General features: G+C 36.9%; 10 protein-coding genes. 9 read left to right on the top strand and 1 reads right to left on the bottom strand.

All coding sequences use genetic code 11. The annotated features are described in order from the left end of the window. Positions 1-147: 147 nt before the first annotated feature. A complete protein-coding gene (locus F3D3_RS24315; RefSeq protein WP_175438246.1) occupies positions 148-669 on the bottom strand; it encodes a DUF6431 domain-containing protein in 522 nt (173 codons plus the stop codon). A 220-nt stretch (positions 670-889) separates the two neighbouring features. On the opposite strand from F3D3_RS24315, the gene F3D3_RS21335 reads away from it, so the two are divergent. From F3D3_RS21335 to F3D3_RS21295, 9 genes are all read left to right on the top strand, one after another. Then, entirely contained in the window at positions 890-1,123 is a 234-nt protein-coding gene (locus F3D3_RS21335) for a hypothetical protein (protein WP_069876468.1), read from the top strand. A 325-nt stretch (positions 1,124-1,448) separates the two neighbouring features. Then, positions 1,449-2,510 (top strand): DNA polymerase IV, encoded by a 1,062-nt coding sequence (locus F3D3_RS21330; protein ID WP_069876467.1) that lies wholly within the window; start codon positions 1,449-1,451, stop codon positions 2,508-2,510. Between the two features lie 365 nt (positions 2,511-2,875). Continuing rightward, the gene (locus tag F3D3_RS21325; RefSeq protein ID WP_069876466.1) at positions 2,876-3,964 is read left to right on the top strand and encodes a LacI family DNA-binding transcriptional regulator; all 1,089 of its coding nucleotides are present in this window, start codon (positions 2,876-2,878) and stop codon (positions 3,962-3,964) included. Continuing rightward, the gene (locus F3D3_RS21320; protein WP_069876465.1) at positions 3,951-6,056 is read left to right on the top strand and encodes a TIM-barrel domain-containing protein; all 2,106 of its coding nucleotides are present in this window, start codon (positions 3,951-3,953) and stop codon (positions 6,054-6,056) included. The genes F3D3_RS21325 and F3D3_RS21320 overlap by 14 nt, the downstream gene beginning before the upstream one ends. A 21-nt stretch (positions 6,057-6,077) precedes the next feature. After that, complete coding sequence (locus tag F3D3_RS21315) at positions 6,078-8,444, top strand: glycogen/starch/alpha-glucan phosphorylase (protein ID WP_069876464.1); 2,367 nt, start codon at positions 6,078-6,080, stop codon at positions 8,442-8,444. A gap of 33 nt (positions 8,445-8,477) precedes the next feature. After that, the gene (locus tag F3D3_RS21310; protein ID WP_069876463.1) at positions 8,478-9,419 is read left to right on the top strand and encodes an ROK family protein; all 942 of its coding nucleotides are present in this window, start codon (positions 8,478-8,480) and stop codon (positions 9,417-9,419) included. Positions 9,420-9,485: 66 nt separating this feature from the next. Continuing rightward, positions 9,486-10,787, top strand: a complete 1,302-nt coding sequence (locus F3D3_RS21305) for a glucose-6-phosphate isomerase (RefSeq protein ID WP_069876462.1) — start codon at positions 9,486-9,488, stop codon at positions 10,785-10,787. 179 nt (positions 10,788-10,966) lie between these two features. After that, the gene (nrdJ, locus tag F3D3_RS21300) at positions 10,967-13,315 is read left to right on the top strand and encodes a ribonucleoside-triphosphate reductase, adenosylcobalamin-dependent (RefSeq protein WP_069876461.1); all 2,349 of its coding nucleotides are present in this window, start codon (positions 10,967-10,969) and stop codon (positions 13,313-13,315) included. A 113-nt stretch (positions 13,316-13,428) separates the two neighbouring features. Further along, positions 13,429-14,247 (top strand): hypothetical protein, encoded by an 819-nt coding sequence (locus F3D3_RS21295; RefSeq protein ID WP_069876460.1) that lies wholly within the window; start codon positions 13,429-13,431, stop codon positions 14,245-14,247. Positions 14,248-14,314: the final 67 nt, after the last annotated feature.

The following is a 14,314-nucleotide window of genomic DNA, read 5'->3' as shown; positions in this document are numbered from 1 at the left end:
GTATTGCTCAGATAGACCAGAAATAAGGGGAGGGATGATGGGAGATCGCGTCAAAGCGATTGCATGAGTTTGATCGTTAGTCATAGTATGTTCCTCCTTTAGAATTATCTTCATTATAGGAGCAAATATAAAGTTGGTCGTGTTAGGTTATGTGGGTTTTAGAAAAAGGAGATTAGGCGTTCGTTTAATCTGCATAAACTGGCGATTGAAGTTTGAAAAAGAGCGCTTTACTAAATTGTTTGAAGGGCAAAGAGGTAAAGAAGCAGCAAGGAGGCGGTTTAACCAATGACAGAGATATTGTTTAATAACATACCGAATATTGCTCTCATCGATAGAGGGCGTGTCTTCCATGATAGGCGTAAAGTCATCAGAGCGTTTATGGCAGTTTATAATACGAACTTGGTCATGGAGAGAGATCTGAGAATAAGGGACTATGGAGGCTAATAGAATGGCATGAGTTGTTTTACAAAATGAACAGATGACACGTCTGATGCGTAAGGTTACTGAAGCATCTTCATACTTAATATCACGGTTATAGTAACCATGAATAGACATGCATCCCGAATGGCCACAAATACATCCCAACTGATGATTCTGAAGATTATTTAGGACATTATCGTATAAAATTTGAGAAATAGGATTGCAATTATCCGTTAAAATCGTTATCATATGAATTGTTATAGACGAGGTCTATCTCCTCTCTGTAATGAGTTTCAGCAGAAGTCAAACTTTGGTCGGGGAGACTTCTGTTGTATGAATGAAACTTAATGTATTCATGATAACATAAGAAGTTAGCGAATAAAATAATTTGATGCATCATGCAACAGATTAAAATGTCCACTAACTTCTTTTATTTTGACTGAGATAGGGTTATTCAAAAGTAAATAATGTGCGGGATAACAGTGTAGAAAGTTGTCATTGGATACTTGATGTTGTTTTTAGAGAAGATCATAGCCGAGTAAGAATGAATAACGGTGCTGCAAATCAATCCATGTTGAAGAAGATAGCCATGAATATTTTAAAACAAGAGACCATCACGAAAAAGAAGACCAGTTTAAAGTTGAAGCGTTATAAAGCATCAATAGATGAGTCTTTTCTAACGAAAGTAGTATCTGAGCTGTAGAAAAAAGGCTGAGTTATACCATTCGTAGGGTAAGTCGGCTGTAGTGATACAAACGGTTTATTAGTTGTGCCCTCAAAACTGTAAAAAGGATTGAGCTCTGCATTAAAACATAAGTCATGCCACATAATCCAATAGCGCAATGCTATTTTTTTAAGACTTTGAATAAAAGCCTTGATTATGGTAGATTTTCATGCGATAGCCGTGAGGTTGCCTAGATGGAGCCTTGCATTACAAGAACAAATGTTCTATAATAAACAGTGTAGATCTATAATACATACTGCTTACAGGCAATAGATAGGCTGCAGTTAAAGAAGAAGGTTTAGTAATGGAAAGAAAAATACTTCATTTTGATATAGATGCTTTTTTTGCCTCCGTAGAACAGATAGACCATCCAGAATATCGCAATAAGCCCTTAATTGTAGGTGGTGATTCTGATAGAGGTGTTGTGGCAACCTGTTCTTATGAGGCGAGAAAATTTGGCGTTCGAAGTGCAATGAGTGCTGTCGTTGCTAAAAAACTCTGTCCAAATGGTATCTTTGTATCTGGGAATATGAAAAGATATCAAGAGATATCGAAACAGATATTTAATTTTATAAAAACTAATTTTGAACAGGTGGAGATTGTCTCTATAGATGAAGCTTATATTGATATTACAGCGTGTGATCAAACGCCGATGGAAATTGCAATGGATTTAAAAAGTACTGTTACGCGTATGACTGGCTTAACGGTTTCTGTGGGAATATCATACAATAAATTTTTGGCAAAACTGGCTTCAGATTGGAATAAGCCCAATGGTGTATTTGTAATCAAAAAAGAAGATATTCCTAACCTATTATTACCACTTCCTATTATAAGAATTCACGGACTTGGGAAGAAAACCTGTGAGAAACTCAATAATATTGGTATTTTTACGATTGAAGATTTATATGGATACCCACAGAGTTTTTTGAATGATTTTTTAGGTGAAATTTATGCAACTGAAATCTTTCATAGGATTCATGGTATTGATTTTAGACCTGTTGAAGAACATCATGATCGAAAGTCATATGGAAAAGAGACAACACTTGAAGAAGATACCACAGATCGAGAAATCATTAAGAATATACTAGATCAATATTTAATAAGGATCCATGATGCTCTAGAAAAGCGTTCTTTGATGGCAAAAACCATGACAATCAAGATCAAATATCAAGATTTCGAACAATTTACGAGAAGTTTCAGCCTTGAATACTATACCAATAATATGAGAATATTGAGCGAAACACTTGACAATACTTTTGAAGCATTGAAACTTGAAAAACCGGTTAGACTTGTTGGACTTACGTTGTCAAATTTTGAGGATCAAGATTACAAACAGTTTAATTTATTGGAAAATCTACAAATGTGAGGTCATTATAGCGCCTCTAATGTGAGTCAAGTGCCTTATCACTAGTCTAGACGAATGTTCACATCACAGAATTTAATAATAGTTTTCAGAAAAACTAAAGTATGGTATAATTAAATGGAAACGTTACCGAAAACGTTTCCAAAATAGATAAATCATTAGTTTTCGTCCAGCAAAGAGCAGGAATGTTTAGCCTGCGCTTTGCGGTTAGACGAGAACGTGTCAGGTAAAACGAAGTTTTGACAGACAATGATAAATCATTAGTTTTCGTCCAGCAAAGAGCAGGAATGTATAGCCTGCGCTTTGCGGTTAGACGAGAACGTATCCGGCAAAATGATGTTTTACAGAGACTATAGGAGTTGAGCAGTATGAGAAATATCAATATTAAAGATATAGCACGACTTGCAGGTGTAGGTGTGAGTACAGTTTCAAGGGTAATGAATCAACATCCAGATGTAAAAGCAGAAACGCGCGAAAACGTATTGAGAATTATTGAAGAATACAATTACATTCCTAATAATAGTGCTCGAAATTTAAAGCGAACAGAAACGGCGGATGTGGGCATACTCATTAAAGGGTTATACAATCCATTTTTTGCTCAAATGCTTGGGTTAATAGAAAATATCCTCTCTCAAAATGGATATGGCTTGCTCAGTCACTATAACGGTGATAATTCTGCAAGTCAACTAGAGATCTTAAAAGGTAATGAGCATATGAGAGATATTGATATTGCGTATGAGTTTATTATGGAAAAAAAGTTATGCGGGCTCATTTGCCTAGGTGGTGATTTTAACGATGTAAGAGAGCATGATCTTTTACGGTTGGGCGTGCCGCTTATTGTGGCATCTACCAATATTGATGAATCGATTGACAAAAATCTGTATTCAAGTGTTGCTATAGACAATGAACGTGCAGCTTTTGATGCGGTATCTTATCTTTGCAATGAGGGACATCAACATATTGGGATCATAACCACTGGTGCTGGTGATTTATCCATTGGAACAGCACGTACGCGTGGGTATATGAATGCGCTTAGAGAACATCATATCGATAAAAATGAGCTCTATTTTGACATGGGGGCCTATACTTTTGAAACTGCCTATGAAGCGATGAATCGCCTTTTAGATAAGGCGCCAGAGCTTACCGCAGTTTTCGCAATTTCAGATATTATGGCGATAGGAGCGAGTAAAGCAATCTTAGACAGGGGCCTAAAAATTCCAGATGATCTTTCAATCATTGGATTTGATGATATCGATTATGCCGCTTTTTTTAATCCCTCTTTAACGACGGTTAGACAACCTGTTCGTGAGATTGCAATCTCCACAGGCGAAATTATGGTGGAACTGCTAGAGTTGAGAGAAAGTCATAAACATGTTCAATTTCCAACACAACTCATGATCAGAGATTCAAGTTGTGTTCATAAAGAAATGGAGGCAAAAGAAAATGAGGACCTTTAAAAATGAAAATCAAGTGAAAAAAATCAGCATAGGAACGCTTTTTCCTACAGACACGATTCTAGAAACTTCATTTATTGAAGAGGTGTATAATGTAGAAGCCATTTTAAAAATAAGTGATTTGAAAACAAAGTTCTCGCTTAACTTTGAGCTGAGTGAGGATGATTGTATATATGGATTGGGAGAGAACTTAAGAGGCATTAATAAGAGAGGTTATCAATATGAGTCTTTCTGTTCAGATGAATCCAAGCATTTGCCAGGGAAGACTTCCTTATATGCAGCCCATAATTTCTTTATTATTCATGGCAAAACCAATTTAGGCGTTTACATTGATTTTTCAGGAAAGATCACCTATGATATTGGATTTTCTAGTACCGATGCAATGAGTATTCTCGTTGCAGGTAAAGATTTTGATATTTATATCTATGAAGGGTCTTTGAATGAAATTGTTAAACAGTTTAGGACCAGCTTAGGTATGAACTATGTGCCACCCAAGTGGGGCTTTGGCTATCAACAGAGCAGATGGAGTTATGAAAATGCCGATATTGTGAACGAGATTGCAAGTGGATTTGAAGTATACGATATACCATGCGATGCTATTTATTTGGATATTGATTATATGGAACGGTTTAAAGATTTCACGGTTAGTGATGAACGGTTTCCTCATTTTAAGTCTTTTGTAAGCCATTTTTTAGAGAAGGACATCAAACTTATTCCCATTATTGATGCAGGCGTTAAAATAGAAGCGGATTATGATGTTTATGAAGAAGGTATAAAAAATGACTATTTTTGCACAGATTCAGAAGGAAAACCTTTTGTTGCAGCAGTTTGGCCTGGAAAAGTGCATTTTCCTGATTTTTTAAATCCTGATGCGAGAAAATGGTTTGGCAGTAAATATCAATTTTTATTAGATCAAGGGATCAAAGGCTTTTGGAATGATATGAATGAACCTGCAATCTTCTATTCCGAAAAAAGATTAAAAGAGACTTTCGAGTGGTTAAAAGCACATGAAAATAAAAACTTGGATATCTATTCTTTTTTTGAAATGATTGAAAAGGTCAATGGTTTATCCAATGCTGTAGAAGATTACAAAAGCTTATATCATAAAGTAGAGGGCGAACCCGTAAATCATTATGATGTTCACAATCTATATGGGTATAACATGACGAGAGCGGCGGATGAAGGCTTTAAGCAGTATGATGATAATCAAAGAGTATTGCTTATAACAAGAGCCTCACACGTTGGCATGGCGAAGCATTCAGGCATATGGACTGGAGATAATCACTCTTGGTGGGAGCACTTAAAATTGAATATTCAAATGATGCCGTCGCTAAATATGGTTGGGTTCTTATACGCAGGTGCGGATACAGGTGGTTTTCAAGATGATGTAAGTCCAGATCTCATGGTGAGATGGATGCAATTTAGTCTCTTTACCCCACTTTTAAGAAATCACAGTGCACTGGGTACAAAAATGCAAGAACCTTGGCGCTTTGAGAAAAAGATCAGACAGCAATTGAGAGATGTTATAAGATTGCGTTATGCCTTTGTTCCATATTTGTATTCAGAGTTTATGAAGGCATCAATCGAATTCAATATGATGTTTAAACCTCTTAGTTTTGAATATGCAGATTCAGAATCCAAAGCGATTGAAGATCAGCTATTGGTGGGTGATGCGTTGATGATCGCGCCTGTTTACGAACAAAATGCAAAGGGCAGAATGGTTTATTTACCTGAAAAAATGTTGCTTTGGAAAGCCAGTACTTTTGAGGCGATTAAGGCAGATCAATTTGAAGCAGTAGAGGCAGGCTATCATTATATTAAAGCAGACTTAAGCGAATTGTTCATTTTCATCAGACCTGGTAAATTATTACCTTTAGTAGAACCTATGGATAGGGTCTCAAAACTCAAGACCAATGAATTCATCGTCATTGGATACGGTAGTGAAAAAGCAAATTATGCACTTTATGAAGATGATGGGGAATCCTTTGACTTCAAAGCAGGTAAGTACAACATAAGCACTTTAGAAGTAGATCAAAATCAAGTCGTAACATCAAATAACGATGGGCATATAATAAAAACGAGTTTTTTGTTTTAAGGAGAAGGAAGGAAGAACGTTATGAATGCATATTTAAATGATATAAAATTTATTTTGAAGTCTGAGTACAGCAAATCTCTTGAGACTGCAACAAAGCAAGAACTTTATCAAGCACTTTCTAAAACGTTGATGGTTTCATTAACCGATCAATGGGAGACTTCTACGAAGATTTATGCAAAGGGCAAGCAAGCTTTTTATCTGTCCGCTGAATTTTTAATGGGAAGAGCACTGGGCAATAATTTATTGAATTTAGGAAAAACGGAAACCTTTTCAGAGCTTCTAAAATCTTTAAATCTAAATTTGAATGAGATTGAAGAAATTGAAGAAGATGCAGGGCTTGGAAATGGAGGATTAGGACGTTTAGCAGCTTGTTTTTTAGATTCGGCAGCGTCTACAAAAATTCCGCTTCATGGCTATGGCATCCGATATGATTATGGTATTTTTAAGCAGCTTATTGAGAATGGTTTCCAAAAAGAGGAAGCCGATGAATGGCTCAAATATGGCGATCCGTGGTCCATCAGAAGATATAATGAATCCGTTATTGTCCACTTTGAAGATGGTGACGTAAGGGCTGTCCCATATGATACGCCAATTATTGGCTATGACGTTAAAAATATCAATACGTTGAGATTGTGGAAAGCAGAAGCAATTGTGCCCTTTGATTTCAAGCAGTTTAATGATCAAGAGTACGATTTAGCAGTCAAGGCTAAAAATAGAGCTGAAGACATCTCCAGAGTGCTTTATCCAAATGACTCTGAAGATCAAGGCAAAATTTTAAGATTAAAGCAACAGTATTTCTTTGTATCGGCATCAATTCAAGATATGGTAAAAAACTTTAAGAAATCTCACGGCAATGATTTTGAACACTTTCCGGATTATGTCGCAGTTCAGCTCAATGATACGCATCCAGTGGTAGCAATACCAGAACTTATGAGAATTCTCATTGATGAAGAGCATTTGACTTTTAAGAAAGCATGGCATATTGCAAATGGTACTTTTTCATATACCAATCATACCATTCTTATGGAAGCACTTGAAAAATGGCAAGAAGGGTTTTATAAAGGTTTGTTACCTCGTGTTTATGAAATCATAGAGAAAATAGACAAGATGTTTGTGGCCGAACTCAAGGCTCTCAATTATGATCCAAGTGTTATTAAAAAAATGAGAATTATATCAGATCATATGATTCACATGGCTTATCTTGCTATATACGGTTCTAAAGCAATCAATGGGGTGGCTGAACTCCACACAGAAATTCTCAAGCATCAAGAGCTAAAAGATTGGTATGCTCTGTTTCCAAATAAATTTCAAAATAAAACCAACGGGATTACTCAAAGAAGATGGTTGGCACTTTGTAATCCAGAGTTGACATCGTTCATTACAGAATTACTCGATGATCCTGAGTGGTTAAAGGATCTTGAAACGCTTAAAGCGTTAACACGTTTTGAAAATGATGATGCAGTACTCAATAGACTTATGACCATCAAGCGCACTAAAAAACTTCAATTGGTTGATTATATTGAAGCTGTAGAAGGCATCAAGCTCAATCCAGACTCAATCTTTGATATCCAAATCAAGCGATTGCATGAATACAAACGACAGTTATTAAATGCATTTCAAATTCTAAATTTGTATTTTGATATCAAAGAAAATCCAGAAATAGAGATCGTGCCGAGAACCTTTATCTTTGGAGCAAAAGCAGCACCAGGTTATAAACGTGCAAAGGGCATTATTAAATTTATCAATGAAATAGCAAAGCTTGTGAATCATGATGAAGATATAAAGGGAAGAATAAAAGTTGTTTTTGTGACCAATTATAGGGTATCCTATGGTGAGAGACTCTTTCCAGCGGCAGATTTATCTGAACAGATCTCAACAGCAGGCAAAGAAGCCTCTGGTACGGGGAATATGAAATTCATGTTAAATGCAACACCAACCATTGGCACATTAGATGGTGCAAATGTAGAGATTGTGGAAGAAGCAGGTCTAGAAAACAATTTTATTTTTGGCGCTAAGTCAGAAGAGATAGAAGCTATGAAAGGTGACTATGATCCTGTTGAAATTTATATGAGCCATCCAAGATTAAAGAAAATTATAGATACTTTAATTGATGGTACATTCGATGATGAAGGGACTGATATGTTTAGGGAACTTCATAATAGCTTATTAGTCGGAGCATCTTGGCATCAACCGGATAATTACTTTATTTTACATGATTTTGATGCTTACGTTGAGGCGCAAAAGGCGGTAAATGAAGCCTATAAAGATGAAAAGGGGTGGGCTAGAAAATGTCTCTCAAACCTTGCGAATGCTGGTAAGTTTAGTAGTGACAGAACAATCTTACAGTATGCAAAAGATATTTGGAATATCGTTCAGATTGATGTATAATTATGGGTGACTATAACTAATTTGGAGGCTCATATGTTCATTGGAATAGATTTAGGGGGTACCAATATCGCAGGTGGCTTGGTGGATGCATCAGGTCAAATCGTAAAGAGTATTTCAACACCCACACGGGTAGAGCGTGGGAGCGATGCCATCATTGAGGACATTGCTCAGGTTATCCAAGCATTAAGGCAGCATTCGGCGGACGTTAAAAGTGTTGGAATCGGAATTCCAGGGATTGCGGATCCACATACGGGTGCTGTGCTCGCTTGCGTTAATTTGAACTGGTATGATGTGCCCCTTAGAGAGAAACTTGAAGCCCTGATTGGTATTTCTGTATTTATAGATAATGATGCCACAGTGGCCGGTGTCGCTGAATTTCAAGTTTCACAAAAAGGTCAATACACGAATGCTGTGATGTTGACACTAGGGACTGGAATTGGTGGCGGTATTCTCGTGAATGGTGAAGTTGTTTCAGGACATCATGGGATTGGCTCTGAAATCGGTCACATGATCATTGGCGAGAATTTTTATAACTGTAATTGTGGCAGAAATGGCTGTTTAGAGACTTTTGCTTCTTCAACTGCAATTATAAAATACGCGAAGTATTTATTAGAAAATGGCGAAATATCAGATCTGATAATGACGTCTGCAAAGGGTGACCTAAACAATATCAACGGTCAAATCATATTTGACGCTGCTAAAAAGGGTGACAATCTTGCAAACAAGGTGGTTGATCGGTTAGTTAAATACTTGAGTAGAGGTATTATCAACGTTGTTTGTATGATTGATCCTGAAATCATCGTTCTGGGTGGTGGACTCTCACATGCGGGGGATTTCTTAGTCGATAAGATCAAACTTGCTTTAGAGGATCTAAAGTATTATAAAAGTTCGCCGCTTCCCAAAATTGAAATTGCAAAACTTAAAAATGATGCTGGCATAATTGGTGCTGCCATGTATGCAAAAATGCACCAATAAACTGTAATGACTGCAGTACACCTAAGTAAATCAAAAAAATGTATGCCTAAAAATGGAGATGAGAGCATGAGTAAAATTAAATTTGACTATTCGAATAGTTTAACAAACACACATGAATATGAATACTTTAAGCCGCAAATACTGGCAGCACATGAGCTTTTGCATAGTGAAAAAGGTCCTGGAAATGATTTTGTGGGTTGGTTGCATTATCCTTCACGTTATGATCAAGCCGAATTTGAACGCATCAAAAAAGCTGCAAAAAAAATCAATGATCAAGCGGATGTTTTAATTGTTATTGGTATCGGCGGATCGTATCTGGGCGCTAAAACAGTAATTGATGCCTTATCTCATAGTTTCTACAATGAATTACCAAAAGAAAAGAGAAAAGGTGCAAAGATTTATTTTGCTGGCAATCACATTAGTGGGACTTACCTGACAGATCTATTAGAAATTATTGAATCTCAAGAGGTTTGCCTTAATGTCATTTCAAAGTCTGGAACGACCACAGAACCCGCCATTGCTTTTAGAATTTTAAAGAAGGCGTTAGAAGCAAAATATGGTAAGGAAGCTTCAAAGGAAAGAATTTTTGCAACCACCGATGCAGAAAAAGGCGCGCTTAAAACACTTGCAAACGAAGAGGGTTATGAATCTTTTATCATTCCTGCCGATGTAGGGGGCCGATTTTCAGTAATCACACCAGTCGGTCTTTTACCAATAGCTGTGGCTGGTATCGATATCGATGCCTTAATGCAAGGTGCAAAAGAGGGCGAGACAGAATTTTCAATAACGAATATAGATGAAAATCCGTGTTATCAATATGCGCTCATGAGAAATGTGCTCTATAATAAAGGAAAATCAATTGAAGTATTGGTCAATTATGAGCCTTCTATGGCATTTTTAGCAGAATGGTGGATGCAACTCTACGGCGAGAGTGAAGGCAAGGACGGCAAGGGTTTATTTCCAACAAAAATGAACAATACAACGGACCTTCATTCAATGGGACAGATGATTCAAGATGGACCAAGAATTATGTTTGAGACAGTTGTCAGAGTAGAATCTGTTGAAAAGGACCTCGTACTTCAGTTAGAAGATCAAGATTTAGACGGTCTTAATTACCTTGCGGGTAAAACGATGAGCTATGTCAATGAAAATGCTTTTAAAGGGACTTTAGAGGCACATATAGATGGGAATGTTCCCAATCTAGTGGTGACAATTCCTAAAAAAGATGCTTACCACTTTGGAAAACTACTTTATTTCTTTATGAAAGCATGTGGGATTAGTGGGTATGTTTTAGGTGTAAACCCTTTTGATCAACCTGGTGTGGAAGCATACAAAAAGAACATGTTTAGACTACTCGGTAAAAAATAAAAACGTGATCAGACGATTTGAAAAGCATAAAAATTAAAACGAAAAGCGGATCGTATGGTCCGTTTTTTTGTGTTTTTTTGATGTTCTATGTTTACAGTGTAAATATCTGATGGTACAATATATAGTGTTAGTGACAAATAAAAATACTAAATATTGTGAAATGGTGGGAGAGAAGACCTATGAAAGTAGTAAAAAGAGATGGGACTATCGTCGATTTTGAAATCAGTAAAATCGTAAGAGCAATTGAGAAAGCAATGTTGGAAACGACTGAGGGTATAGATGAATCACTTTGTGTCTCTATTGGAGATGTCATTTTAGAAGCGTCTGGTGGTAGAGAACTTCCGATCTCTGTTGATGAGATACAAGATCTCGTTGAAGATCTGCTCATGGAGAGTCCTCGAAAAGATGCGGCAAAAAAATACATCATTTATCGAAATGAGAAGGATAAAACAAGAACTTCGAGAAAAAAGGAAGACCACCGACTCTTAACAGATGATTTTATCAGTAAATACAAGCATATGAATTCGCCTATGGAGCAGCTCGGTGATTTTGTCTATTATCGTACTTATTCGAGGTGGCTACCAGATGAAAAGAGAAGAGAATACTGGTGGGAAACCGTAAGACGCGCTGTTGAATACAACTGCAATATTACTGAAACCAATCGCTCTGAAGCAGAGGAATTGTTTGATAATATATTTTATTTGAGACAATTTTTATCAGGAAGAACTTTCTGGGTAGGGGGGACACCAGTTGCAAAACATTATCCAATGGCGAATTATAATTGTAGTTTTCAAATTATCAATTCGTTTGATGCCTTCAAGGATGTCTTTTACCTATTGATGATTGGCTCAGGTGTCGGTGTCAGAATTCTAAAAGAAGATGTTGCACTATTACCTAAAGTGAGAACGGATTTTGAAGTGGTTCATAAAGATTATACCCCGCTACCAAGATCAGAGCGCGAAGATAATACAAGCATGGAATTTTTCTACAATAACACAGTTAAGATCACTATAGGAGATTCAAAAGAAGGTTGGGTACAATCTTTAGATTTCTTCTTAAAATTAATTCATACGAACGAATATAGAAATATTAAAACGATTATTATTGATTATGATCATGTAAGACCAAAAGGTGAAAAATTAAAGACATTTGGGGGCACAGCAAGCGGGCACACCAGTCTTAAAAATATGTTCCATAAGATAGACCGTGTTATTAAAAAATTAGGACTCCTACACGAGACTAAAACAGTGAAACTCAGACCTATTGATTGCTTAGATATCGCAAATGTGATTGGTGAAAACGTAGTCGTTGGGGGTGTAAGAAGAACGGCTGAAATTGTTTTAGTGGATGCAGATGATAAAGAGTGCATCGAAGCTAAATCCAATTTGTACACCATGGAAGAGGGTAAGTGGGTTGTAAATGAAGAAATTCTTCATAGACAAATGAGTAACAACTCCATTTATTATCGTGAAAAGCCAAGCAGAGAAATGATTAAGTGGCAACTTGAAAAAATGAGATATTCTGGTGAACCAGGTTGGGTTAACGAAGTTGCGGGTGCGAAGAGAAGACCCAATTTCAATGGGGTCAATCCATGTGGGGAGATTTTATTAGATAGTAAAGGTCTTTGCAATCTGACAACGATCAATGTTTTTGCCTTTGTAGAAAATGACAAATTGGATATTAAGGGTTTATTAAAAGCACAGCGCTTGTCAGCGCGATCAAGTTACAGAATGACTTGTGTAGAACTTGAATTACCACTTTGGAATAACGTTCAGCAGAGAGATAAGCTATTAGGATGCTCACTCACAGGGTGGCAAGATATGGTAAATGCAACCGCTATGTCAAAAACAGAACAAGCAACTGTTCTTAGACAATTAAGAGATGCTGCTCAGAAAGAAGCGGAAGTCTATGCAGCAGAACTTGGCGCAAGTGCACCGATTCTAGTGACCACTGTCAAGCCAGAAGGCACATTATCACAACTTCCAAGTGTATCGAGTGGCGTTCACTACTCTCATTCACCTTATTTTATTAGACGCGTTAGAATAAATGCACACGATCCACTCGTTAAGGTTTGTGAAGAACTTGGATATCCGGTATTCCCAGAGGTAGGCCAAGAATGGGAAACCTGTACAACAAAAGTCGTAGAATTTCCTGTTAAAGCACCATATGGTAAAACTAAGTATGATGTGACTGCTCTTGATCAACTTGAAAACTATAAATTATTTATGGAAAACTATGTGGATCATAATTGTTCAATCACGGTTCACGTAAGACCAGAAGAGTGGGAACAGGTTGAAGAGTGGGTTTACGAAAATTGGGATGATACAGTGGCATTGTCTTTCTTACCTCTTGATGACAGTTTCTATCAAATGTTGCCTTATGAGTCAATCGAAGAAGAGGAATATCATAAACGCGTTGCAGAAATGAAACCGTTTAGACCATCGTTGATTACTAAATATGAAAAAGAAGAAATAAGCTTTGATATTGGGTCAGACGGCTGTGAAACAGGTGCATGCCCTGTAAGATAATAAATCTTACAAAAAAGTAATTAGGAACACTAAATTATTTGATTACTTTCCCCCTAAAACGCATAAAATAGTAGTATCATAGAGTTAGTTTAGGAAGTAGAGGAGGCTATCAAATGACTACAAAGGAAATTATGCAAATCGCTTTAAAATTGGCAGGACTTTCAGAAATGCCTTGTGACACATCGATCAATGTTGAGGGAGATTCTATCCAGAAAGTGCTCATTGGAATAGATATGGAGAATCCTGAAATTTTACTTGCCAAGGAGCTTGGTTATGATCTTGTGGTAAGCCATCATCCAAAGGCCGATTTGTCATTGATTGATTTTCATAAGGTTATGGACCGTCAGATCGATAAGATGGTCGAATTTGGAGTTCCAATAAATAGAGCTCAAAAAGCACTGAGTAAAAAAATTAACGCCGTGAGTATATCCAATCACGTGGGCAACTATGATCGCGTTTCCTCGTTTGCAAAGTTGGCAGATATGCCGTTTATGAACATTCACATGCCCGCGGATATCATCGGTGAAAGATTTATTCAGAAGTATTTAAACGATAAATTTGAGAGCCAAAATAAAAAAACATTAGAGGATGTCATAGCGGCATTGAATGAACTTAATATCTATAAAAATGCTTTGGCATCACCGATCATCAGATGTGGTTCCGCCAAAGATTATGCGGGTAAAATTGCGGTGCTCTTTGCTGGTGGTACAAATGGAGGGGCTGACGTTTATAAAGCGTACTTCGATGCTGGAGTGGGTACAATTGTTGCAATGCATGCGCCTGAAGATGTGATTAAGGCGGTAATGGAGCAAAATATCGGCAATATAATCGTAGCAGGGCATATGCCAAGTGACTCTATTGGTCTTAACGCCATCATAAGTGCTTGGCAAGAAAAAGGTCTTGAAGTCACTAAAATGTCTGGAATTTTGTAAATCCTATAGGATTACTGGTGCAATTCAAAAAAAGTCTCAAAATAAACTTTTGTATATTTTGAGACTT

It is taken from the genome of Fusibacter sp. 3D3 (genome assembly GCF_001748365.1).
Taxonomy (GTDB): domain Bacteria; phylum Bacillota; class Clostridia; order Peptostreptococcales; family Acidaminobacteraceae; genus Fusibacter_A.
Note: the sequence above shows the minus strand (reverse complement) of the source record. Positions and strands in the feature narration are given on the sequence as shown.